Annotated in this window: 20 protein-coding genes and 1 tRNA gene; 7 read left to right on the top strand and 14 right to left on the bottom strand. The window is 55.3% G+C overall.

Translation table 11 applies throughout. The features are described from left to right. Positions 1-211: 211 nt before the first annotated feature. Genes QEZ52_RS18435 through QEZ52_RS18415 form a run of 5 tightly spaced genes read left to right on the top strand, consistent with a single transcriptional unit; the run spans position 212 to position 7757 of the window. Positions 212-3001: a class I SAM-dependent DNA methyltransferase gene (locus QEZ52_RS18435; RefSeq protein ID WP_406645938.1), complete on the top strand. Its 2790-nt coding sequence runs from the start codon at positions 212-214 to the stop codon at positions 2999-3001. Further along, complete coding sequence (locus QEZ52_RS18430) at positions 2998-3477, top strand: hypothetical protein (protein WP_406645937.1); 480 nt, start codon at positions 2998-3000, stop codon at positions 3475-3477. The genes QEZ52_RS18435 and QEZ52_RS18430 overlap by 4 nt, the downstream gene beginning before the upstream one ends. After that, entirely contained in the window at positions 3474-4523 is a 1050-nt protein-coding gene (locus tag QEZ52_RS18425) for an endonuclease NucS domain-containing protein (RefSeq protein WP_406645936.1), read from the top strand. Before QEZ52_RS18430 ends, QEZ52_RS18425 begins: the two co-directional genes overlap by 4 nt. Next, a complete protein-coding gene (locus QEZ52_RS18420) occupies positions 4520-6568 on the top strand; it encodes a DEAD/DEAH box helicase (RefSeq protein ID WP_406645935.1) in 2049 nt (682 codons plus the stop codon). Before QEZ52_RS18425 ends, QEZ52_RS18420 begins: the two co-directional genes overlap by 4 nt. Next, positions 6561-7757, top strand: a complete 1197-nt coding sequence (locus QEZ52_RS18415) for a GIY-YIG nuclease family protein (protein ID WP_406645934.1) — start codon at positions 6561-6563, stop codon at positions 7755-7757. The genes QEZ52_RS18420 and QEZ52_RS18415 overlap by 8 nt, the downstream gene beginning before the upstream one ends. A gap of 697 nt (positions 7758-8454) precedes the next feature. Here QEZ52_RS18415 and QEZ52_RS18410 read toward each other — a convergent pair. From QEZ52_RS18410 to QEZ52_RS18370, 9 genes are all read right to left on the bottom strand, one after another. Next, positions 8455-8637: a hypothetical protein gene (locus QEZ52_RS18410; RefSeq protein ID WP_406645933.1), complete on the bottom strand. Its 183-nt coding sequence runs from the start codon at positions 8635-8637 to the stop codon at positions 8455-8457. A 137-nt stretch (positions 8638-8774) separates the two neighbouring features. After that, positions 8775-9233, bottom strand: coding sequence for a hypothetical protein (locus QEZ52_RS18405; RefSeq protein ID WP_406645932.1), 459 nt, complete (start codon positions 9231-9233; stop codon positions 8775-8777). 459 nt (positions 9234-9692) lie between these two features. Then, positions 9693-10019: a hypothetical protein gene (locus tag QEZ52_RS18400; RefSeq protein ID WP_406645931.1), complete on the bottom strand. Its 327-nt coding sequence runs from the start codon at positions 10017-10019 to the stop codon at positions 9693-9695. Positions 10020-10025: 6 nt separating this feature from the next. Next, a complete protein-coding gene (locus tag QEZ52_RS18395) occupies positions 10026-10229 on the bottom strand; it encodes a helix-turn-helix transcriptional regulator (RefSeq protein WP_406645930.1) in 204 nt (67 codons plus the stop codon). Between the two features lie 68 nt (positions 10230-10297). Continuing rightward, entirely contained in the window at positions 10298-11029 is a 732-nt protein-coding gene (locus QEZ52_RS18390) for a hypothetical protein (protein ID WP_406645929.1), read from the bottom strand. Then, a complete protein-coding gene (locus QEZ52_RS18385; protein ID WP_406645928.1) occupies positions 11026-12207 on the bottom strand; it encodes a tyrosine-type recombinase/integrase in 1182 nt (393 codons plus the stop codon). The genes QEZ52_RS18390 and QEZ52_RS18385 overlap by 4 nt, the downstream gene beginning before the upstream one ends. Positions 12208-13099: 892 nt before the next feature. Further along, positions 13100-13176 (bottom strand) — tRNA-Pro (locus QEZ52_RS18380). A 338-nt stretch (positions 13177-13514) separates the two neighbouring features. After that, on the bottom strand, positions 13515-14618 hold the full coding sequence (gene leuB, locus QEZ52_RS18375) for a 3-isopropylmalate dehydrogenase (RefSeq protein WP_406645927.1): 1104 nt from the start codon (positions 14616-14618) through the stop codon (positions 13515-13517). 142 nt (positions 14619-14760) lie between these two features. After that, complete coding sequence (locus QEZ52_RS18370) at positions 14761-15666, bottom strand: LysR family transcriptional regulator (protein ID WP_406645926.1); 906 nt, start codon at positions 15664-15666, stop codon at positions 14761-14763. A 96-nt stretch (positions 15667-15762) separates the two neighbouring features. Here QEZ52_RS18370 and QEZ52_RS18365 point away from each other — a divergent pair, with 96 nt between their 5' ends. Then, on the top strand, positions 15763-16668 hold the full coding sequence (locus QEZ52_RS18365; protein WP_406645925.1) for an epimerase: 906 nt from the start codon (positions 15763-15765) through the stop codon (positions 16666-16668). Here QEZ52_RS18365 and QEZ52_RS18360 read toward each other — a convergent pair. From QEZ52_RS18360 to leuC, 5 genes are all read right to left on the bottom strand, one after another. After that, positions 16665-17753, bottom strand: a complete 1089-nt coding sequence (locus tag QEZ52_RS18360) for an endonuclease/exonuclease/phosphatase family protein (protein WP_406645924.1) — start codon at positions 17751-17753, stop codon at positions 16665-16667. The genes QEZ52_RS18365 and QEZ52_RS18360 overlap by 4 nt on opposite strands. Continuing rightward, positions 17750-18583, bottom strand: a complete 834-nt coding sequence (locus QEZ52_RS18355; protein ID WP_406645923.1) for a hypothetical protein — start codon at positions 18581-18583, stop codon at positions 17750-17752. Before QEZ52_RS18355 ends, QEZ52_RS18360 begins: the two co-directional genes overlap by 4 nt. Positions 18584-18907: 324 nt before the next feature. After that, the gene (gene leuD, locus QEZ52_RS18350) at positions 18908-19513 is read right to left on the bottom strand and encodes a 3-isopropylmalate dehydratase small subunit (protein WP_406645922.1); all 606 of its coding nucleotides are present in this window, start codon (positions 19511-19513) and stop codon (positions 18908-18910) included. A gap of 151 nt (positions 19514-19664) precedes the next feature. Continuing rightward, positions 19665-20207, bottom strand: coding sequence for an HdeD family acid-resistance protein (locus QEZ52_RS18345; RefSeq protein WP_406645921.1), 543 nt, complete (start codon positions 20205-20207; stop codon positions 19665-19667). 37 nt (positions 20208-20244) lie between these two features. Then, entirely contained in the window at positions 20245-21651 is a 1407-nt protein-coding gene (gene leuC, locus QEZ52_RS18340; protein WP_406645920.1) for a 3-isopropylmalate dehydratase large subunit, read from the bottom strand. A 258-nt stretch (positions 21652-21909) separates the two neighbouring features. Between leuC and QEZ52_RS18335 the strand changes: the two genes are divergently transcribed. Next, positions 21910-23310 (top strand): mechanosensitive ion channel family protein, encoded by a 1401-nt coding sequence (locus tag QEZ52_RS18335; RefSeq protein WP_406645919.1) that lies wholly within the window; start codon positions 21910-21912, stop codon positions 23308-23310. Positions 23311-23335: the final 25 nt, after the last annotated feature.

Below are 23335 nucleotides of genomic sequence, written 5' to 3'. Positions count from 1 at the left end.
CTATCCAACGTCGAATACATGCACCTTAAGTGGGCAAGCATTTGTCATTTGATGGGAGCTTTCCCTTGGCCTGCTATGAAGGTTTAGCCGCTTCCAACTCAATCGCTTCGGAGTGGGATGACCGCTTAAACGCTAGTCCGATGGTTTCCGATTTACGATCTCTAACTCTTTGCTATTGTTTTACCTATAGTAGAATCCGCTAGGGCTCCCAATGAATGCTGTTGAAATAGAAGAAGCCATTTCGGCTTTGTCACAACAACGGTTTGACGCAATGGAATTCCCATTCGCGTTCTTGCTCGCATTCGGCAATAAAGCCACGACTATCAAAATGTTGCGCAAGGGCGCACGAAACAAGTCTGACCTGGGCGGCGTGCTTCAGACCAATAAGATCCACTTGAAGGTTTGCGCTGAAGGGGAAGTCACGAATTCCCTTGCCGAGCTGAAAGCGAGCCCCGCCACGACCAAGGCCAAGGCGAAATTTGTCCTGGCAACCGATGGCCGCGATCTTGAGGCCGAAGACCTGACCACGGGCGAGACGATCGCTTGCACCTACACCGACTTTCCTGATCACTTTGGTTTCCTCCTGCCCCTGGCAGGGATCAGTACCGTCAAGCAAATCCGCGAAAGCACCTTTGACATCAAAGCGACTGGCCGTCTCAACCGGCTCTATGTCGAGCTGTTGAAGGACAACCCCGAATGGGGCACGGCTGCGCGCCGTCACGACATGAACCATTTCATGGCGCGGCTGATTTTCTGCTTCTTTGCCGAAGACACTGACATCTTCACCACCCCCGATCAGTTCACCGGCACGATCGAGCGGATGAGCGAGAAGGACAGCTCAAACACCCATGAGGTGATCAGCGAGCTTTTCCGCGCCATGAACACCAAGGCCGACAATCGCACGGCGGCAGGGATTGCCCGTTGGGCGAATGTCTTTCCTTACGTGAACGGCGGGTTGTTTTCAGGCTCCACCGACGTTCCCAGCTTCAGCAAGATCGCGCGGTCCTACCTGATCCATATCGGCAGCCTTGACTGGACGAAGATCAATCCCGACATTTTCGGATCGATGATCCAGGCCGTCGCCGATGATGAAGAGCGCGGCGCGCTTGGCATGCACTACACATCCGTGCCTAACATCCTGAAGGTGCTTAATCCGCTCTTCCTCGATGATCTGCGCGAGAAGCTGGAAGAGGCAGGAGACAACCCGCGCAAGCTTTTGAACCTGCGCAGCCGCATGGCCAAGATCAGGGTGTTTGACCCGGCCTGCGGATCGGGCAACTTCCTTGTGATTGCCTACAAGGAAATGCGATCGATCGAGGCCGAGATCAATGAACTGCGCGGGGAGACCGACCGGCGCACGGAAATTCCGATCACCAACTTCCGAGGGATTGAGCTGCGGGACTTCCCCGCCGAGATCGCGCGTCTGGCGCTGATCATCGCCGAGTATCAGTGCGATGTGACCTATCGCGGTCAGAAGGAAGCCTTGGCAGAGTTTCTGCCACTTGATGCCAAAAACTGGATCACTTGCGGCAACGCCCTGCGGCTCGACTGGCTTAGTATCTGCCCACCTACGGGGACCGGTGTAAAGCACCGTGCCGAAGACCTGTTCATGTCGCCGCTCGACCAGGCGCAGATTGACTTCGAGAATGAGGGTGGGGAGACCTACATCTGTGGAAATCCCCCATACGTTGGTGCCACTACAAAGGCACCGAAAGGAGCGAGTAAGGAGACAGTAGAAAGGCTCAAAAAAGAAGCGGAGCGGCGGAAAGCTGACCTCGAATCTGTTTTTAGAGGCCGGATCAAGACCTGGAAATCTTTGGACTACGTTTGTGGTTGGTTCATGAAAGCCGCTGACTACGGGAAGATTGAAAAAGCGGCCGCTGCGTTTGTGTCTACCAATTCCGTTTGCCAAGGAGAGCAGGTTTTTCGGTTCTGGCCGAGTACCATCAAAGAAGGGGTGAGGATTAACTTCGCGGTCACGTCATTTAGTTGGAAGAACCTCGCCGCGCGCAATGCTGGAGTTACGGTTTGCATCGTTGGTCTTTCAACGCAACCTGGAACGGCAAAATTATTTGACGGTAAAGAAGGCACCGTTCGCGAAGTTGAAAATATCAACGCCTATCTTGTGCCTTACGATAATGTCTATGTTGAGAACCAGACAAAACCTATGCAAGGTTTGCAGCCTGTTGTGAATGGTAGCAAACCGGCTGATGGTGGCGGACTCATATTTGATGCAGATGTTGCTCATACCCTCCGGCAAGAAGCCAAGGGGTATGATGATGTAGTAAGACCGTTCTTTGGCGCTCACGATGCGACACATGGTGTGGGACGCTACTGCATTTGGGCGTCACGTCAGCAATACGAATGTTTAAAGCAACTGCCAAGCTTTCAGGAGCGGTTTGAGATCGTTTCTGCGATGAGGGAAAAAAGCACAAAAGAGCTGACAAAAGCGGGTGCACATCAACCTTTTGCATTTCAACAGGTAAGGCAAAGAGGTGACGAGATCGTTTTTCAAATCCCTCGACACTCTTCTGAGGAAAGGGATTTTTTTCCAATCGTTAACCTGCCACGCGGCTCGATCGTAGGTGACGGTGGTTTTTCTTTTTTTGATCCACCCTTATGGAACATTTCCATACTGATCTCACGGTTGGCATTATCTTGGATTGCCGCAGTTTGTGGGAAGATCAAGACGGACTATCGGTTCTCAAATACCCTTGGTTGGAATACCTTGCCGCTTCCGAAGTTAACCGAGAAAAATAAAGCCGACCTGACCCGCTGCGCTGAAGGCATCCTTCTGGCGCGCGAGGCGCATTTCCCAGCGACCATCGCCGACCTTTACGATCCCGAAAAGATGCCCGCTGACCTGCGCGCCGCCCATGACCGTAACGACGAGGTGCTTGAACGCATCTACATCGGTCGCCGCTTTCGCAACGACACCGAGCGGCTGGAAAAGCTGTTTGAGCTCTACACCAAGATGACGACGCAGATGGCCAAGCAATGACGAGGCGTCGTGGTCATATTCGGACGAACCAACACGGTACAACATTTCAAGTGCGTGAGCATGCGCTCAATTCTGCCACATCAAGCCGAATATTTGACCTTAGGTGGAAGCGTGATCAGGCATACGTAAATGGCGCAGTAACATATCAAACGATCTGCCCTCAGTGCAAAACGACAGTTTATTTCTATCGCAACGAGCACGGCAGTCGTGTTTTCTTTGATGCTCTAGGTAAGCCCTGGCCGAAACATGCATGCATGCATGGGGTGAAAAAAATGAAATCCATGTCGGTCACCGATGCTGAGCCGGTTACGAAATCGAATTACTCCAAGTCGCCAAGTGGAGCGGGTGATAAGGGGGAAATGTTCGTGGACATCGACGGACTCAACACCGCAGTGCATCAATATACCCGTGATCTACGTAAGGCGGCACTCGGCGCAAAGAAGTCAAAGAAATTGAGCAAAAAGAAGAAAAAATGACACGCCTATTTCAGATCAGCGGGACCAAGCTTACCCCAGCAAAACGCAAACCCTTAGACTTCGAGACCAAGATCGAGGCATGGGTCGCGGATGACTTAACACTTATCGGTGTCGATGGCTTTGTGATTGGTCGCCAGATAGCGACGGATCATGGCAAGTTCATCGACATCCTTGCGATGGATGAGGACGGCAACCTTGTCATTATTGAACTCAAGCGCGATCGAAGCCCGAGGGACATCGTGGCGCAGGTGCTGGACTATGCCTCTTGGGTACGGCGTCTTAGCACCGGCGATGTACACGCTTTGGCGTTGGCACTCGATCTTCCGCTGACCAAAGCCTACCGAGACAAGTTCGGCACAAGCCTTCCGCAAACTCTCAATGCGTCCCATCAGATGGTTGTTGTTGCCAGTGAGGTGGATGAGGGCACGAAGCGGATCATTGAATACTTGTCAGAAGAGCACGACGTTGGCATCAACGCAGCATTCTTTAATGTGTTTGAAGGTGGAGGCCAGGAATGGCTGACGACCGATGCTCTGTTAGATCAAGAGGAGGTTAAGGATCGTGCTGTCAAGAAGGCGCAAGCCCCTTGGTCAGGTTACTATTATGTGACTGGTGGGGCGGAGGAAGATCGCCCATGGGCTGACTTACGTGATCACGGGTTCTTCACCGCCAGTGGGAAGCAGTTCTTTACAAAGCGCCTCGACCAACTGTCTGTCGGCGACAAGGTTTTTTACTATCAGAAGAAAAACGGCTATCTCGGTTATGGTTTGATCACCTCCGAAAAGGCGGCGGCAACGGAGTTCATACTAACAGATGGGCGGGAATTAATAGAGGTTTTACCCAGGCATTATCTGACGGAGAATGCCGGCGACCCTGATAATTGTGCATATGTCGTCGGAGTTGATTGGCAAAAAACTGTGCCAGTTAGCAATGCGCATACGTTCAGTGGCATTTTCTCGAACCAAAACGTCGTCTGTAAAATCCGGCACCAGGAAACGGTAGATTTTCTAAAAGAGCAATTTGATATTCAAGAGGATGACGAATGACCAAATCAGTTCCTTCGGTTTCCGTGACCTACGCCCAGAATGGCGGTTCGACCAAATCCAATGAGCTTGGCATGCGAGCGATGCAGGAACGTGCATACGAGAAACGGGGCGAGCAGTATCTTCTGATCAAGTCGCCACCTGCCTCGGGCAAGAGCCGTGCGCTGATGTTCATCGCGCTCGACAAGCTGGCGAACCAAGGGATCAAGCAAGCGATCGTGGTGGTGCCGGAAAAGTCGATCGGGGCGAGCTTCAACGATGAGCCGCTGACCAAGTTTGGCTTCTGGGCAGATTGGCAAGTCGCGCCGAAATGGAACCTGTGCAATTCGCCAGGGACAGACGGCGGCAAGGTCAAATCAGTTGGGGCATTCCTTGAGAGCGACGATCAAATTCTTGTCTGCACACACGCCACGTTCCGCTTTGCCGTGGAAAAACTCGGGATCGAGGCGTTTGACGATCGGCTGATTGCCGTGGACGAGTTTCACCATGTCTCAGCAAGCGAAGACAGCATCCTTGGCTCGCAGCTTAATGAATTCATCGTCCGTGACCGCGTGCATGTCGTGGCCATGACCGGCAGCTATTTTCGCGGGGATGCCGTGCCGATCTTGGTGCCCGAGAACGAAGCCAAATTCGACACCATCACCTACACCTACTACGAGCAGTTGAACGGCTACAAATACCTGAAAACGCTTGATATCGGCTATTTCTTCTATTCGGGCTCTTATGCTGATGACATCCTGAAGGTGCTTGATGCGAACGAGAAGACGATCCTGCACATCCCGAATGTGAATTCGCGCGAAAGCACGAAGGACAAGCATCAGGAGGTCGAGCACATCATTGACGCCCTGGGCGATTGGCAGGGAACAGATGATGCGACGGGCTTTCAGCTCGTGAAGACGCCTGAAGGGCGGGTTTTGAAGATCGCTGATCTGGTAGATGATGAAGCAGTGAAGCGCGATAAGGTTTCGGCGGCGCTGAAAGACTCCACCCAGAAGAACAACCGCGATCATGTGGACATCATCATCGCCCTGGGGATGGCCAAGGAGGGCTTTGACTGGATTTGGTGTGAGCATGCGCTGACAGTTGGCTATCGCGCGAGCCTGACGGAGATCGTGCAGATCATTGGTCGCGCGACCCGTGATGCCGAAGGCAAATCACGGGCCCGTTTCACCAACCTAATCGCCGAGCCCGATGCAGCCGAAGCAGCCGTCACGGAGGCGGTGAACGATACGCTGAAGGCGATCGCCGCCAGCTTGCTCATGGAGCAGGTGCTTGCGCCGCGTTTTAACTTTACGCCCAAAAGCCCAAAGAGCGGACCGGTCGAAGGCTTTGACTATGGCGAAGGCGGCTACGACCCTGCGAAAGAGAATGTCGGGTTCAATGAGGCAAGCGGGCAGTTTCAGATCGAGATCAAGGGGCTGGCAGAGCCGAAGAGCAAAGAAGCCGAGCGCATTTGCCAAGAGGATTTGAACGAAGTGATCACCGCCTTTGTTCAAGACAAGACGACGATCGAGCGCGGGTTGTTTGATGAAGAGCTGGTGCCCGAAGAGCTGACACAGGTGCGCATGGGCAAGATTGTCGGGGCAAAGTTTCCCGAGCTTGATGCAGAGGATCAGGAAGCCGTGCGTCAGCATGCGGTTGCCGCTCTGAACTTGACCCAGAAGGCCAAAGAGGTTGCGCTCGCGCATGACAGTGACGAAGTGACTTCTGGCAATACCGCACTGATCGACGGCGTGCGGAAATTTGCGATGGACGTGCGCGAGCTCGATATCGACCTGATCGACCGGATTAATCCGTTTGGCGAGGCTTACGCTATCCTGGCTAAGACCATGAGCGAAGAAAGCCTTAAACAGGTTGCGGCTGTGATTTCGGCGAAGAAGGTTCAGCTTTCGCCTGAAGAGGCGCGTGACCTGGCGCGACGTGCCGCAAAATTCAAGCAGGAGCGCGGACGTCTGCCAGATATTACGTCCTCTGATGCTTGGGAAAAGAAGATGGCTGAGGGAGTGGCGTATCTTGTACGGATGAAGCAGGAGGCAGCCAATGGCTAGAGAGTTTACCCAGGAAGATGATGCTCTACTGGCCGAGCTTGGCGTCGAGGTTGAGACTAAGAAAGCCGTAACGCGCACACCGCGCGAAGAACGCATCATTGCGGGTTTTGAAGAAATACAGCGCTTTGCCGAGGAACACAGGGTCGTGCCGAGCCATGGTGAAGAGCGTGACATTTTCGAACGCCTTTACGCGGTACGGCTAGACCGTATTAGTGAGCTTCAAGAATGCCGAGACCTTGTTGAACCCTTGGATGATCAGGGGCTTTTGACCGGCACGGCCAATGCACCAGTGGCCGATGCCGAGGAACTGGATGATGATGCACTTCTGGCTGAGCTGGGGATCGAGGTTGAAGTCCCCCCGATCACGGAACTGAAACACGTTCGATCGACGGCGGAGAAGAAGGCCGCTGAAGAAATAGCGCACCGCGACAAATGCCTGGACTTTGAGACCTTTAAGCCGTTCTTTGAGCAGGTGCAGAAGGAGCTGGATAGCGGTCTGCGCGAAACGCGGCCTTTCGAGATGAAGGCTGAGATCGAGAAGGGGCGCTTCTTCATCGTCAGCGGACAAAAAGCCTATGTTGCTGAGAAGGGTGAGACGACCATTACCGACCAGGGGCGCACGGACGCCCGCTTGCGCGTAATTTTCGACAACGGCACTGAGAGCAGCATGCTCATGCGATCGCTTCAGCGGTCTCTGAACAAGGACGAGGCGGGGCGACGGATTACGGAGCCGACTGCCGGACCTTTGTTTTCTGATCAGGCAATCGACGGGGATGAAGCAAGCGGCACGATATATGTACTGCGGAGCAAGGCCGATCATCCATTAGTCGCGGAAAACCGAATGCTGGTGCATAAGATTGGTGTGACTAGCATGAGTGTGGAAAAACGTATTGCTGGCGCGCAACTGCAACCGACATTTTTGATGGCCAACGTCGAAATTGTTGCGACCTATGAGCTCTACAACATAAACCGAACCAAACTGGAAAACCTGATCCACCGCATTTTTGAACCAGCACGGCTGGACATAGAAGTTATGGATCGCTTTGGGCGACCTGTTGTTCCTCGTGAGTGGTTTTTAGTGCCGTTGGCAGCGGTCAAAGATGCGGTTGAGAAGATCAGGGATGGTTCGATTTTCAATCACTACTACGATCCAAAGAGTGCTTTACTAAAAACAAAAGGGAAGCCCTAGTTTTTCTAGCTGATTACTGGATGCAAGGTGGGTGCATAAACGAACAAGTTTGACTTCCATCATTGCAACGCGTTGCAACTCCAGTTTCTTGGTTCAATCACAGCGCAGATTGGTGAGGTCGAATGTTGCTTGCATAGATTTCCAATGTGCGTACTTGTCTTGCGGCAACTCTAACCCATTGGCACCAAATCTAATAATCGCCCGACGCGCGCCTTCAAATGCCTGGCGACCAGCCGACTGGTCGCCCCCTTCAGAGCTCTTCACTTGAATTGAACGCGTCCATCCTCCCCTCAACTCAAAGTGAATTCAGTCTGATAGAATACACGGAATGGTTCATTTGGTGACAGGGTGCGTTTCTCTGGGGAAGAGTTAGACAGTTGGTGTTAACCGAAGTTTACCCGCCGCATTCTAGGAAAGCTAAAAAGAGGGGAATTTCAACGATTATCCCTCCCCCTGTAGACACAGTCCGAATGAGAAATTCTGCGACGCGTTGCAAATGAACCGCGCAGATCATTCTTCCACAGCAATTTGTTTGATGTCGATACCACCAGATATGACGGTGGAACTGACAATCGGCGTTCCATAATTCAGAGCGATTGCCCCGCCCGCATTCACGGTGATGACGGCCCCGTTCATCACGTAGGACTGTTGGTTGTCTTCGGGGTGTTATTAAAAAACATCTTCGGCAGCTTCTCCATCATTGAACCATGCCGGACAGTGCCATGCCGATGACCAATTGGGCAGTGGTGCTTGCCAAACCTCCGTCTGCCAATGCACCTTTCACCCCGCGAGCAAGGCCACTGGTAACGCCACCTGTGGCGACGATGTCGACACCGACCAGAGCAATACCCCAGCGCGAGATGTCCGTCGCTTTCTTCAATCAACGCGCCCCGTCGCCACTCATCCCGCACGCGCTGGGCGTCTGATAAGTTGGCCAGCTCATCCGATTGAGTTGTCCGTGCAGTAACACCATGACACGCCAGAAGATGGTGCCGATAGGCAACTGCAAAGACCAACTCATTCACTTTCTCGCTCTTTCGGTTTCGCTATCCGCTCCAGAAACTGCACCTTAAGCTCGGCGTAGATGATTTTTTCACGTTCGTTCAGAAGCTTATAGAGCGGTGCAAAATAGCGGCGGTCGCCTTCGGCTTCGAGGCGAAGTTGTTCCTTTGCGGCGTTTACTTGTTCGGGTGAGAGAGACGTGTCTTCGAGGCATATTTGTTTGCCAAAGCGCTTGTTGCTGCGTTCGTCCCGTTCCCAGTCCAAATCGTATCGTTCCTGAAGGATTTTCTTACCTTCGAGCGAATACTCGAATTCTGTGTCTTGGACCAAAGACCACCCAAATTCGGCCTCTTCCTCCGGAGTTCGGATCGAAATCGGCGGTATGTTGGAAAGTTCTCCACAGATTGCCGAAGCCTTGGGAGGATCGGCAAAATCGTTCATCCATTTTTCGGTGGTTTCATTAAATTCAGACATTGCTCTTCCTTTTAGTACTTTGCGTGTGTTTCGTCTTTGCTGGATGGTGAGGGATTGAGCAGAAGGCATAGGAAGACTAGCCCCAGCAGATGCCGGAGTTAGTCCCTATGCCTCCCACGATCTTGCTGGCCGGAGCCGGGCCGTCGCGTTAGGCCGATCTGGTGACTGTGACCTGTCCCAAATCGTTGAGAGCTACTTGCGACACGTTTGCCACTGTGCCGAGGGTCGCGCTTCTCTCTTTCGGACTGCGCTTTGCCTTTGACCCCGCCCCATGGTAGGCGTTCCCTGTCCAGCGCCACCGTCAAACCTCCGCCAAAGAGACTTTTTACCGACCGCTGGATAGGCCCCGCGTTAATGTGCGCGGGGTCACTGATTTTGAACTTCTTTTACCCTTTCACTGTGATTGCGCTGGGCGTTGCAACGGGTTGCAATAAAGTGGTTGTGGTTCGGGAAGTAGGGTCATTTTTCGGCTCGATTTCGGGGTTTACGAGCAGCGGGAAAACGTTCAGGTAAAGCTGCAAATGCCGAGTGAGGGGCACCATTTTTTTCGGGCCACAGGCGTGCAAGGCTAGAGCGTTGCATGCAGTACCCAATGGCCCGCCAAGCCCGCCCAGCGCGTGGATTTCCGCGTCGTCGTTGCTGCAAAATCCATTGGATGTTGTCCTTGCAGGCAATCACGCGGTAATCGCCCAGCGCCAACAAAATTTTGTTATGAAAATCTGAGCATTCGCGGCAATCTGGCTTATCCGTGTCATCAGAATCAATATGGGAGGCAATCCGAGCCATTGCATCCTACCTCGCCGCTTTGACGTCAGCCAAAGCAGCCAACACTTCGTTGCGATCCCAGAAAGTCCTGTGGCCAATCTTAAAGGGTGTAGGCAAGGTTCCGTCTGCGACACGGCGGCGAATAGTAGACCGACTAAGCCCAAGAAATCCTTCGAGGTCTTTAATCGTTTGATAGATCGGCAGCGGTGTAGCTGAAATTGTGTTGTTCATGGTGGCACCCCAGTTGGTTCACTGAGGTGCTTTTTGCTTCACTTCGGAGCATAAGGCGTACGAAAAGATTAGGGGCAGTTTTTCGCATCTTGTGCAAAAGGGTTCTGAACATTTCCTAGTGATGACGGTAGTAGCGCTAACTGCCTGCCAGCCACGGCTATTGCGTTCTCGACTTTACTGCGGTCATTCCAAATTCGCTGGGCCGAAACGGCTGTCAGAGGAAATGAGGGCCTTGTATCTGGGTAGGTGTTATTCAATTCTTGAAAAGCATCTTGGACGATTGAAGCGCCAAATGTTCCCCTCGTACCTTTGTCGCCAGTGGCGATGTTTTGAGTTGGTGGAATGTCAAACCGCGTTCTAAAATGCCGAAGCATTTGAACGATGCAAAAATCCCTGAGAAAGTTTTTTGTCGAAGGAATGGCTGTTTGGGAGTGTTTTTTTGGGTGAGGCCAGTTCCCTTCAATTTCCAAGCTGGCGAAGTAAGACAATGTCTCCGGAAGTCGCTGATTCTCAGCCAAAAGCTTAGCTGAGACATACTTTGCAAGCTCGTACCCTTCTTGATGTAAGGACGCTGCAGACATGAGTTTGCCCGCCTCATCAACCGGCATAGCAAGGTTCGTTCCCGCAGCAACTTCACAGTTGCTGTGCTCGAATTGAAAGGGACCTACGGAAATTGACAGGTCGTATACGAGGAACGCGCTGGTTGCGCCAAACCATTCAATCTTATGTTTCTCCCAGAAGCCATACGAGAGAAGAATGCGCTTCGCCTCGGCCTTAGCTTCCTCTTGATCAAATTTCATTGCCCCTCCGCCAATTGAATAACATTGGAGGATTGGCCCTGCACGTGCTGTGCCCAGCTTTCCATAAGTACGCGCCGTTTCTCAAGGTAGTCGGTCCGGCGGTAGGAAAGCTCAACTTTGCCACCAACTTCGTGTGCCAAGGCCATTTCTGCAATTTCACGAGGAGTGTCGGTTGCTTCAGCACACCATGTTCTGAAACTGGAACGGAACCCATGTGGGCGGGCTTCCAGTTCCCGGCGTTCCATTAGCCGGGACATAGTCGCATCGGAAATGACGCCTTTTCGTACACTTGGGAAAATGAAGCCCTCCCGTGCAAACGGTTTGGCTTGCTCGATGATGTTTCGAGCTTCAATTGAAAGTGGCACGCGAAACTCTTTGCCCGTTTTCATCCTTTCTGCCGGGATGATCCATGTATCACCGTCGGTCTCATCAAGTTGGCAGAACCGGAGCGGGTGGGAACGAACTGCAGTCAGTATCAAAAGTTTCAATGCAAGGTGTGTAATCGATCCTTCATCCAAACTGGCATAAAAGGCGGGGACTTCCTGCCATGGCATGGAGGGTATGTGCTTTCGTTTTTGTCGAGACTTACCTAGAAGAGCTTTGGCTTTGTCCGTCGCCTGCATATCAACGTCCAAGCCCATCGCCGCACCATGGCGCATGACGATGCCAAGTCGATTGAGGGCTTTTCGAGCGGTTTCGCCTTTCGAGTGCCATATCGGCGAGAGTGCATTCTTGATGTCTTGCTGGTCGACCTCTTCGATAGGAATTCGGCCCAGCTTGGGAAGAACGTGAAGTTCCAGCGGAGAGAACCAACGACCTGCTTTGCCGTCGTTTTTCAATTCGGCTTTTCTAGCTTCGTAGGCTTCGTGGGCGATTGTAGCGAGAACATGGTCGGCTTTGGCAGCTTCGCGAAGAAGCCTTTGGCGTTCTTTGATTGGGTCTTTCCCCTCGCGAGCGACGGCCCTCCAACGTCCGGCCAATTGGCGAGCTTCCTTGAGGCTCACTTCCGACAAAGAGCCTAGACCCATTTCACGCCGCCTGCCGTGGATTTGAACCCGAAGAAACCACTGTCCGCCACCATCTTGCCGACGATGCAGCCAAAGCCCGCCACCATCGTTGTACTTGCCCGGAGAGGCGCTTTTCACCTGAAGCGCAGACAGCTTATTGAGTGTTGGCATTCATCCACCTTAGTGTCCACCTTTTGAATTGAGCTACTATGAACCAACCTGGAGCTATATGGAACTCTGATTTGCAGAAAATCAACAGTAATTCCTCAAGTTTCATGGTTTTCTGAGGCAACATGAAACTCCATGGTTCAAGACTTCAATGCGGTGTGGGGGCACCATTAAATCAATGACTTAGAGTTTTTTCTTTCTGCGAGATCTTCTGCATGTCCGGATGGTGTCCGAAATCGGAGCAGCAATAGCAGGCAAGTTCATAATCGGTGATCTTCGTTCCGACGGTTCGAATCCCTCATCCGCCATTCTGTGTATTCGTCCACGGTATCTTGAACGACTTCATCCCAGAACATATGCCCCAGATGCTCTTTCAGCGGCTCCACGTTCGCTGCCATGGGGCCAGAAGTGGACTCTGCCTTCTCTCGACAGATGTATTCGTAATACTTGTCCATGATCCAAGCCACTGTAGGGCGAGCTGGAATTTAGGGTCTAACCAGTTCCTTAACGAAGTTGTCATGTGCTGCAGACGCAGCCTTTTCATCCTTCGTACCGTGAGAATGCCGTCGGGTCTTACCGCTACCGTCCTTGTAGACTGTCTCCCAGTATCCGTCCGTTCTTGTGCGGTTATAGGGGGCGTTGGGGTCGGCGGGTGCCGCATCGGGCTGGAATTCATCCAGCTTTTTCTGCGCCTTCTCCTTGTTTTTGGTTTTCGCGGTCCTACGCCGATTTTTCCCGGTTTGAGGGTTTCTAAACACGATTTCCCAGTAGTCGTCAGACCGCTGGCGGAGATAGGGTGCAGTGCTCCTCATAAGAACATCCTCGCGATACTGCGCAACTCACGCAAGGTTGCATAAATTGCAGGTTTCAGTTTTGCGTATGTTCTTGATTTTATTGGTCGGAGTGAGAGGATTCGAACCTCCGACCCCTGCCTCCCGAAGACAGTGCTCTACCAGGCTGAGCTACACTCCGACCGTGGCGCGTGATTTATATCCGTGTCGGGGTGTTTGCAAGGCCAATTCTTCGCCGCAAAAAGAAACGCCTGAGGATTTATTTGGCTACTTGCGTGTTTCCGTTGAGAAAAGGGGGAGCACCGGAGACCGGGATCTGTGCTGGTCGCATCTGCTGGGAAACGCGCGGTGTCGCCCCGTTGCCTGACTGCAGGATCTTGGCGGGCAGGAGCGGAATATGATGTTGGCCAGGGGTAAAATGCGCAACACACGCGACCCTGAAGGAGCCGCCCCAGGCGGCGGACAACAAAAAACGCCCGCCAAATACAGCGGGCGTTTTGTCGTCGTTGGATCGTAGGATTAGAGGCTGGCGTCCAACGCCGCGAGAATCGCATCACCCATTTCCGATGTCGAAACAGGGGTGACCCCTTCTTCGCCCAAAAGATCTGCAGTGCGCACACCATCTGCCAGCACCTGTTCAACAGCGGTTTCCAGGCGGTCGGCTTCGCTGCCCTGATCAAAGCTGTAGCGAAGCGCCATGGCAAAGCTCAGGATGCAGGCGATCGGGTTGGCTTTGCCTTGGCCTGTGATATCGGGGGCCGAGCCGTGAACGGGTTCGTACAGCGCCTTGGGCCGACCATTGGCCATGGGCGCGCCCAGGGAGGCCGAAGGAAGCATGCCAAGGCTTCCGGTCAACATGGCTGCGCAATCGGACAGGATGTCGCCGAACAGGTTGTCGGTCAGGATGACGTCAAACTGTTTGGGTGCACGTACCAGCTGCATGGCACCGTTGTCGGCATACATGTGCGACAGTTCGACTTCGGGGTATTCCTTGCCCACACGGGTGGCCACTTCGCGCCACAGAATGCCCGATTCCATCACGTTGGCCTTCTCCATCGAGCAGACTTTTTTGCCGCGACGCATGGCCAGCTCGAACGCCGACCGTGCGGCGCGCTCGATTTCGGATTCCGTATAGCGCTGAGTGTTGATGCCAACGCGTTCGTTGCCTTCCTCAAAGATGCCCCGGGGTTCGCCAAAATACACGCCCGACGTCAATTCGCGCACGATCATGATGTCCAGACCGGCCACGATGTCCTTTTTCAGCGACGAGAAGTCAGCCAAAGCGTCAAAGCACTGGGCCGGGCGCAGGTTCGAGAACAAATCCATTTCTTTGCGCAGACGCAACAGGCCGCGTTCGGGTTTGACGCTGAAATCCAGATCGTCATAAGCCGGGCCGCCAACAGCGCCCAACAGAACCGCGTCGGCTTCTTGTGCCTTGGCCATGGTTTCGTCGGCCAGCGGGACACCGTGCTTGTCATAGGCGGCACCGCCGACCAGATCTTCGCTCACATCGAATGCCAGACCACGCTTGTCACCATACCAGGTGATGATGCGGCGGACCTGGGCCATGACTTCGGGGCCGATACCGTCACCGGGCAGGATCAGAAGGGATGGATTCGACATGCGGGGCTCTCCTTGAAACAGCTTTGAGGTGGGGTACCTTGAGGAGACGGAGGGGTCAATGATGCGTCCATGAAAACAAGGGAAAAACAGCGAAACATACCGACGCATCCAGGCCGTATCGTTGAACAGGTGCCCAGGCTGTTCAAGTTTGGGCACCACCATAGGCCTGCAACCTATGCGCCAGGTGATCCCAGACACGCGAAACGCGGGGGGTCTGGCGCAGGGTTCCGTGGGCGGCCAGCCAAACCGGCAACGGCGGGATGCCAATGCCCAGGTCCAATTCCTGCACCAATGGGTCAGCACGCCCGACCAATGTTTGAGAAAAGCCGATCCCACATCCGGCCCGAACCAGCTCCCAATAGGTGCTTTGATGATCACAGCGGGTGGCAAAGCTGGCGTGGCTGACCTCCCAGCCCAGATCGCGTATGGTGCGAACAATCAGGTCGTTTTGGTCGTATCCGACCAGATCATGCTGCCAAAGATCCTCGGCTGTCTGGGGGTGTCCGGCACGGTCAAGATAGCTGTGCGCTGCAAAGATCCCAAGTTGCAGGTCAGTGACGTGGCGGGCGACGATATCCAACTGGGTCGGGCGGTACATCCGCACCGCGATATCTGCGGCACGAAACAACAGATTTTCGCTACTGTCATTTGGAACCAGCTCCAGTTCGATCGCAGGTTCCAGGTGCCGGATTTCAGCAAGGATTGGGGGCAGGACGTGATGCGACGCAAAAATGCTGGCGGTGATCCGCACGGTGCCTTGCAAGTCCTGCGATTGACCGGCGGCTGTCAGCGAAATCGCATACATCTGATCCTGCACCTGGCGTGCCATTGGGAACACTTGCACGCCCGTCGGACTGAGCGAAAGCCCACGGGGATGCCGGTTGAACAAAGCGGCCCCCAGTTCCCGCTCCAGCGTCTTGATGTGACGCCCAAGCGTAGGCTGACTGCGGTTCAACTGGCGGGCGGCACCGGACAAGGAGCCGGTTTCAGCAACAGCGAGAAAGCTTTGGATCAATGTCCAATCGGTGAGGGAGGAAATCTTATCCATTCAATAATGAATAGGATATCTGCAAAAATTTGCAATATTATGCTGATATTTGCATGGGTATAGTCGTTTCATCATCCATTGACGAGGACATGGAGCATGAAACCTACTGTATTGATCCTGGGGCCGACCGGTCGTTTCGGCCGCGCAGCTGAGCACGCATTCTGTACTGCGGGGTGGGCGACGGTGCGGTTCGATCGGGGAACTGATGATCTGGTTCAGGCCGCCCGGGCCGTGGATGTGATCGTCAATGCCTGGAACCCACAATACCCTGATTGGGCGGATCAGGTGCCTCGGCTGCATGATCAGGTGATCGCGGCGGCAAAAGCGGCGGGAGCTACCGTTATTGTGCCGGGGAATGTGTATGTCTATGGGCCACAGGCAACGCCCCCATGGGGGCAGGAAACCCCGCAAGAGGCACGCAACCCATTGGGTCAGATCCGCATTGCCATGGAACAGGCCTATCGCCAGTCCGGCGTTCGGACCATTGTGCTGAGGGCAGGGGATTTTATCGACACTGTTGCGTCAGGGAACTGGTTTGACGCGGTTTTGACCAAGCGGCTCGCATCGGGGCGGTTTTCATACCCCGGACCACTTGATGTTCCTCATGCGTGGGCATTCCTGCCTGACTTGGCGCGCGCTGCGGTGCAATTGGCAGAAAGACGAGAGGAATTGCCTGTGTTCAGCGATATCTCTTTCCCCGGGTACACAGTAACAGGGGCCGAAATGGCGACTGCTCTGGACCGAATTGTCACCCGGCCCGTCAGGATGACACAGATGTCGTGGATTCCGCTTCGTCTGTTGAAGCCAGTGTGGCCAATGGCGCGCTGTCTGTTGGAAATGCGATATCTATGGCAGGTCGGGCATACTCTGGATGGAACGCTGCTGGAACAGTATTTACCGGGGTTCGCCGTGACGCCATTCGAAACGGCACTGGCCCAGGCGATCCCGCCGGGATTGGTGGCACCACCGTCGCATCCTCTTGCGAAAACGGCGGTCGCCTAATCCGCTGCCAAGTCCACCCAGACCAGCCGGTGACGGCTGGCCTGTTGTGCCAGTTGGCCATCCGCCTGATCCGGTGTTGGCCAGAAAACACCTGTGTTCACGACTCTCATCCCGACAGATGGCAGGATATAATCCACGCGAAATTTCCCAATTCCCGGCCAATCCACGGTATCCAGAGCCGGATCGGAACAGGCGCTGGGTGCTGCCGTCGCAGCAGCTGCACCCGAACTGCGGGGGGCAGGGTCCTGCAACCGTGTTTCAGCCAACAGATCCACGATTGCCTGAGTTCTGCCATCGCTGTCGCATGGATCCAGATTCGCCCCCCCTGCAAGCACGATATCTCCCGTCAGGGCGGGCCCAAATTCCCGACGCACGATTTGGCGCAGCAATTGGAGCTCATCATGGTTGCGCCGCCCGTTGCGGTCTTCGGGGCCGTCAAAAACCGGAGGCCCTGCCTGAAAGGCCAGGACGGTCAAATCCGATCCGTCAGCGCGCGTCACGGGCACCGCCCAGATGGCGACACTGGGCAAGCGCTGGCGTTCCATCGCCTCGGCCGACGGAAAAGGGTTGCCATCTGGATGGGTCGGCGGGATGGCACCAGGCAGATCCAGCCACAGGGTCGCGCTGTAATCCACGATCTGGGCGGTCTTGATGGGGTGGCGCGACAAAATCGCCATGCCACTTTGTCCGGTAAAAGCACCAAAGCCCTGAGCATCTTCGGGGCCCCCCAGCCGGCCATCACCGTTCAGGTCCAGGTTTGTCGCCAGCCCTGCATTGGGCTGAGCTGAAAACATGTGCGGATAATCGACGCCGATTTTGGCCAATTGCTTGACCAGCGCCCGGACGGCGCGGTTTTCATGGTCCCAATCCACGCCTTGCAGGACCAAGATGTCAGGATTGTTTCGCGCGATGACCTGGATGACAGCCCGGACTGCAGGGTCGTCGCCACGCTGGATCGCACGGAGCAAAAGGCCCGGCCCCTTGCGGGATAATTCGGTGTTGAATGTGGCAAGGCGCAAGGGGTCGGCGGAACAGGCCAGGCTGCCCAGCAACAACAGTGCCGCGCCTGCCAGCAACCGCCTCATGCGGTGCGCATCGTCTCGGAATTGGCATAGGCACGACGGCGCTTCTCTTCGATCAGATCAGCAATGCGCAACATTGCCATACCACGCATCAACATGGACGCTGGTAGAAAAGCCCAGGCGCTGAGAGTCCATATCAGGGTGTGTGGGCGCATCAACAGGTTGGGATCAACAATGTCGGCGGCCAGTTTGACAAAGGCAGGAATGGCAAAGGGCAGCAAGAAACCCAGCATGACATTGATCCGCCCGTCGCGGTGCAGGCGATAGACAACATCACCACCTGTTGTGGGGTCAAACAGTGGCAAATTGGTCCAAACGTTAAAGGCCCCGTTCGCCACTGGCCAATTCAGGATTCTGATGGTGACGACAAAGGCCAGCACAGTGCCCAATGCGATCAAATAGGCCACAGCCGCTGCGGCCCGAGCGGCGTTGAGCATATGCACGGGTACTTCGGGGGGCAGGACCAACAGGACGAGACGCACAGGTGAGTACGGGAAATCCAGTATGCTCCCGGCCAGTTGACCCAACCCGGCAAACAGCGCGGTTCCATTGGTCGGTTCGAACAAATGTTTGGTGATCATGCTCAGGCACAACAGGATCAATGCCAGGCAGACAAAGCGCAGCCGGTTGAGAGGTGGCGCATCGCGGAACTCGACAAAGCTGGGATAATTCGAACTGTATTCGGCCATGGTCAACACGGCTGCCAACAAGGACAACAGAACGACGATCTCACCGGATCGCATCGTATGGCTGGGCAAAAATATCGAAGGCATTGCAATCAGCAAAGCCACCAATACGCCCCGCAACACGGCTCCTAAGATGCGTGCAACCACTGCTCATTCCCTTCAAACTGGACAGGCCGATACGTTGCCGCGCCTTTGTTCCAACTTGATCCAACCCGTCTTTGGGCCGGTGCCTCATTTTGGCCTTATTTGTGCATCGTTTGGGAAAACCGCTCAAGAGGGTGCGTCGTAAAGTGGTAAATTTTGTGGTTCGCGGGCGGATAACTGGTGCTGCTTTGCATCAATGAGTGTAGGAAATTCAACGATTTGCGCAGCGTACCACAAGATATTGTGGTGCGTCGCCGCGGAGGCCCAATACGAAACAGCCGCACCCGAAGGCGCGGCTGTGGTGCCGTTTTTCAACTGGGACGCCTGTCAGGCCCAGGGGCGGGCGGCGGCGGCTTTGGCTTCGAATGTGTCGATGGCGTCGGCTTTTTCCATGGTCAGACCGATGTCATCCAGCCCTTCCAGCAAGCAATGCTTTTTGAATGCATCCACGTCAAAGGCAATGACGTCGCCATCCGACGTGGTGATCTCCTGAGTTTCGAGATCCACGGTCATGCGGGCGTTTTCGCCCTTTTCCGCGTCTTTCATCAGCAGATCGACCTGCTCCTGGGGCAGAACGATGGGCAGAATGCCGTTCTTGAAGCAGTTGTTGAAGAAGATGTCGGCAAAGGAAGTGGAAATCACGCATTTGATGCCAAAATCGGCAATCGCCCAGGGCGCATGTTCGCGCGACGAGCCACAGCCAAAATTGTCACCGGCCACCAGGATTTCGGCCTTGCGGTACTGGGGTTTGTTCAGCACGAAATCAGCGATTTCCGAACCGTCACGGTTATACCGCATCTCGTCGAACAGGTTCACGCCAAAGCCGGTGCGCTGAATGGATTTCAGGAACACTTTGGGGATGATCATGTCGGTGTCGATGTTGACCAGCGGCATGGGGGCCGCGATGCCGTTCAGTTTTTCAAATTTGTCCATTACCAGACTCCTAATTTCGACCCACTAGATGTGGGGGGTACCCCGCAACAGGGCGGGGGGTGATATCCGTGCACCGGACGTGCACCACCCGTGCACCCCCTGATGACGATTTCAGCGGCCCCATGGGTCGGACCAGAGGTCCGGCCCGGGATCAGGCCGCCCTGTTTCCTTTTTCGGCGCTGCGCATGAACAGCGCTGCAAACGTCAGCCCAAAGCCGTTGAACAGCATCTCGATGCCCAAAAGGATCCCAATCAAGCTGAGCAACCACGTGGGGTCTGCTGCTGAATTGGACCAGATGATCCCGGCCAGGATGATGGACAAAACGCCAGAGATCAGCGTCGGCCAGAAAAAGCGTGTTCCACGCATCTGAAACGACAAGATCAGGCGCGCGATCCCGCCTGCCATGAACAGGATCAGAATCAACGTGGCCAAAGAGATGGTGCCCTGAAGCGGGTTTGAGAGGAACGACCACCCCAGGAACAACAGGATTGCCCCCATCAGGATGGAGAGAAATTTGTTCGCCGTGCCGTCGACCGTGAAGCCACCTGCAACCTGAAGGCCGCCGCTGATCAGCAGCAAAAACCCGGTGATCGCCGTGACGGCGACCGAGGCCACAACCGGTGCACCCAGAATGAACACACCAAAGACGATGGACACAAGTCCCAACAAAAGCAGTTTAAGCCAGTCACTCATTTCTCAATTCCTCTCAAAATTCAACTCTGAGCGGAGCTTACAACAGTTCGCGGATGTCCGTTAGCTTTCCGGTAAGTGCCGCTGCGGCAGCCATCGCGGGGCTGACCAGATGGGTGCGACCCTTGTAGCCCTGACGCCCTTCGAAGTTCCGGTTCGAGGTGGCCGCGCAACGTTCGCCTTCGGACAGCTGATCCGGGTTCATCGCCAGACACATGGAACACCCGGCCAGACGCCATTCAAAACCAGCCTCGCGGAAGATGTCGGCCAGACCTTCTTCTTCGGCCTGGGCCCGGACAAGACCCGATCCGGGAACGATCATGGCGCGCATGCCGTCCTTGATCTTTTTGCCTTTGACCACTTCGGCCACGGCGCGGAAATCTTCGATGCGCCCGTTGGTGCAGGACCCAATGAATACGGTGTCGATTTCGATGTCGGTCAGTTTCTGACCCGGTGTCAGGCCCATGTATTCGATGGACCGGCGGGCCGCGTCGATCTTGCCACCTTCAAAGTCTTCGGGGTGGGGGACAACGCCAGTGATCGGCAGGACGTCTTCGGGCGAGGTGCCCCAGGTGACGACTGGCTGGATGTCTTCGCCTTTCAGGGTGACGATCTTGTCGAACGCGGCCCCGTCGTCGGTGTAGAGCGTCTTCCAATACTCCAGCGCCTGTTCCCATGCGCCTGCCTTGGGGGCGTGGGGGCGGCCTTTGACGTAGTCGAATGTCGTTTCGTCCGGCGCGATCAGACCCGCGCGGGCACCACCTTCGATGGCCATGTTGCAGACGGTCATGCGGCCTTCCATGGACAGGTCACGGATTGCCTGGCCACAATATTCGATGACATAGCCGGTGCCGCCCGCGGTGCCGGTTTCACCGATCACGGCCAGGGTGATGTCCTTGGCGGTCACACCCGGCATCAGTTTGCCGGTGATCTCGACCTTCATGTTTTTGGATTTCTTCTGGATCAGCGTCTGGGTGGCCAGAACATGCTCCACTTCGGAGGTGCCGATGCCATGAGCGAGCGAGCCGAAGGCGCCATGGGTGGCGGTGTGGCTGTCGCCGCAGACCACGGTCATGCCGGGCAGGGTCCAGCCCTGTTCGGGGCCAACAATGTGCACGATGCCCTGACGGACGTCAGAGACGGGATAATAATGCACGCCAAATTCCTTGGCGTTGGTGTCCAGCGCCTGAACCTGAATGCGGCTTTCTTCGGTCATCTGTGCGGGGTCATCGCGCCCGGCGGTGGTGGGCACGTTGTGATCCGGCACGGCGATGGTTTTCTCTGGCGCGCGCACCTTGCGACCGGCCATGCGCAGACCTTCGAACGCCTGTGGGCTGGTCACTTCGTGGACCAGGTGGCGGTCGATATACAGCAGGCAGGTGCCGTCTTCGGCTTCGTGCGCGACATGCGCATCCCAGATCTTGTCATAGAGCGTTTTGGGGGACATGGGTCCTCTCCGTTCTGATTTGAATTGGCGGTGTAGCTGCAAAACGGGCGCACGGAATCGCGCGCGGCGCACTTATAGTGCGGCGTTGACGGATTTCGACTGACCAAAAAAGCGCCAGGGCAGAAAGGCGCGGTCATCGATGTCAAAAATGCGTTTCATGTGCGTTCAGATAGCGGGTCAGACTGAGTCTCGCAAGGGAAATGGCTTGTTTTGTCGGATCGGGCCGTGCCACGCTGGCAACAATGAGGCAAGGCACAGATGGCAGAGACCGAAACAACGACATTGGAACAAACCAGCGACCCTGGTGAAGCGGCTGTGCAGATCGTCGAACAGGACACGCAGGACATTGCGCTAAGCCTGTGGGATCAGGGGCTGAATTTCATCACCGGCGTGGCGCGCCCCTGGACGGCCTATCAGGCGCTGATCCTGTTGGGGCTGGTGGTGCTGTCCTTTGCGCTGTCGCGGTATTTTGGTCCGCGGTTTCGCGAGTGGATGCGCACGCGCGAAGGGTGGCCCAAGTGGCGTTATCGCTATCTTCTGTTGGTGCAGAGGCGCATGGCGCTGGTGTTCTTTGTGATTCTGATCTGGACCACGGTGTGGGTCATGCGCGAAGTGACCTGGCCCAGCCGGTCGTATTTCCTGGGGATCGCTGCGCAGCTGGCCGCTGCCTGGTTGATAATTGCGCTGATAACGCGCCTGGTCCGCAATGGCGCCTTGCGGGCCATATTGCGGTATTGTGGCTGGATCTGGATCACGCTGACGCTGTTGAACCTGACCGAAGAAACCCAGCAGTTGCTGCATTCGCTGGCGTTGGAGCTGGGGGAGACCCGGATTTCGATGTGGATGGTGTTGCAGGCTGTGGCGATGTTGGGGGTGACCCTGGCGTTGGCCCGGTTCGTGACCCGGACAATGTCGGCCGGCATCCGGCGCAATCCCGAAATCAGCCCCTCGATGCAGGAACTGGCGATCAAGGTGTTGCAGGTCATCCTGTATGGGGTTGCGTTGGTCATCGGGCTGCGGATTGTCGGATTTGATCTGACCGGGCTGGCCGTGTTGTCGGGGGCCATCGGTGTCGGTCTGGGGTTCGGATTGGCCAAAGTGGTGTCCAATCTGGTGTCCGGCGTCATCATCCTGTTGGACAAGTCGATCAAACCGGGGGATGTGATTTCGCTGGGCGAAACCTTTGGTTGGATCAATTCGCTGGGAGCCCGATATGTCAGCGTGGTGACGCGGGACGGGCGGGAATATCTGATCCCGAACGAGGATCTGATCACCGGGCAGGTGGTGAACTGGTCCCATTCCGACGATTTCGTGCGTCTGGATATCTACTTTGGCACGGCCTATTGCGATGACCCGCATGTGGTGCGCCGTATTGCGGTCGAAGCGACGTCGCGCATTGGCAGGGTGTTGGGCAAACCCAAGGCACCCGTGTGTCACATTGTCGGTTTCGGCGACAGTTCGGTGGATTATATCCTGCGGTTCTGGATCGAGGATCCGACCGGGGGGCTGACCAATATTCGGGGCGCGGTGTATCTGGCGCTGTGGGATGCGTTCAAGGAAAACGGAATCTCGATCCCCTTCCCACAGCGCGAAGTGCGTGTTCTGGGGTCGGGCGCGGCGTCCCCGGCGGTTTTGCAGGCAGGCGACCCGGAGATGTGACTTTCCTGGCGAGACGTCATTTTTC

This window comes from Aliisedimentitalea scapharcae (assembly GCF_045277565.1).
Lineage (GTDB): Bacteria > Pseudomonadota > Alphaproteobacteria > Rhodobacterales > Rhodobacteraceae > Aliisedimentitalea > Aliisedimentitalea scapharcae.
This window is presented reverse-complemented; position numbering and strand designations above follow the sequence as displayed.

Coding starts and splice junctions, on each gene's coding strand:
- QEZ52_RS18435 (WP_406645938.1), top strand. CDS start 212: ATGAATGCTGTTGAAATAGAAGAAGCCATTTCGGCTTTGTCACAACAA.
- leuC (WP_406645920.1), bottom strand. CDS start 21,651: ATGTCCCCCAAAACGCTCTATGACAAGATCTGGGATGCGCATGTCGCG.
- leuD (WP_406645922.1), bottom strand. CDS start 19,513: ATGGACAAATTTGAAAAACTGAACGGCATCGCGGCCCCCATGCCGCTG.
- QEZ52_RS18395 (WP_406645930.1), bottom strand. CDS start 10,229: ATGAACAACACAATTTCAGCTACACCGCTGCCGATCTATCAAACGATT.
- QEZ52_RS18400 (WP_406645931.1), bottom strand. CDS start 10,019: ATGGCTCGGATTGCCTCCCATATTGATTCTGATGACACGGATAAGCCA.
- QEZ52_RS18425 (WP_406645936.1), top strand. CDS start 3,474: ATGACACGCCTATTTCAGATCAGCGGGACCAAGCTTACCCCAGCAAAA.
- QEZ52_RS18345 (WP_406645921.1), bottom strand. CDS start 20,207: ATGAGTGACTGGCTTAAACTGCTTTTGTTGGGACTTGTGTCCATCGTC.
- QEZ52_RS18360 (WP_406645924.1), bottom strand. CDS start 17,753: ATGAGGCGGTTGCTGGCAGGCGCGGCACTGTTGTTGCTGGGCAGCCTG.
- QEZ52_RS18390 (WP_406645929.1), bottom strand. CDS start 11,029: ATGAAATTTGATCAAGAGGAAGCTAAGGCCGAGGCGAAGCGCATTCTT.
- QEZ52_RS18430 (WP_406645937.1), top strand. CDS start 2,998: ATGACGAGGCGTCGTGGTCATATTCGGACGAACCAACACGGTACAACA.
- QEZ52_RS18405 (WP_406645932.1), bottom strand. CDS start 9,233: ATGTCTGAATTTAATGAAACCACCGAAAAATGGATGAACGATTTTGCC.
- leuB (WP_406645927.1), bottom strand. CDS start 14,618: ATGTCGAATCCATCCCTTCTGATCCTGCCCGGTGACGGTATCGGCCCC.
- QEZ52_RS18365 (WP_406645925.1), top strand. CDS start 15,763: ATGAAACCTACTGTATTGATCCTGGGGCCGACCGGTCGTTTCGGCCGC.
- QEZ52_RS18335 (WP_406645919.1), top strand. CDS start 21,910: ATGGCAGAGACCGAAACAACGACATTGGAACAAACCAGCGACCCTGGT.
- QEZ52_RS18415 (WP_406645934.1), top strand. CDS start 6,561: ATGGCTAGAGAGTTTACCCAGGAAGATGATGCTCTACTGGCCGAGCTT.
- QEZ52_RS18420 (WP_406645935.1), top strand. CDS start 4,520: ATGACCAAATCAGTTCCTTCGGTTTCCGTGACCTACGCCCAGAATGGC.
- QEZ52_RS18385 (WP_406645928.1), bottom strand. CDS start 12,207: ATGCCAACACTCAATAAGCTGTCTGCGCTTCAGGTGAAAAGCGCCTCT.
- QEZ52_RS18370 (WP_406645926.1), bottom strand. CDS start 15,666: ATGGATAAGATTTCCTCCCTCACCGATTGGACATTGATCCAAAGCTTT.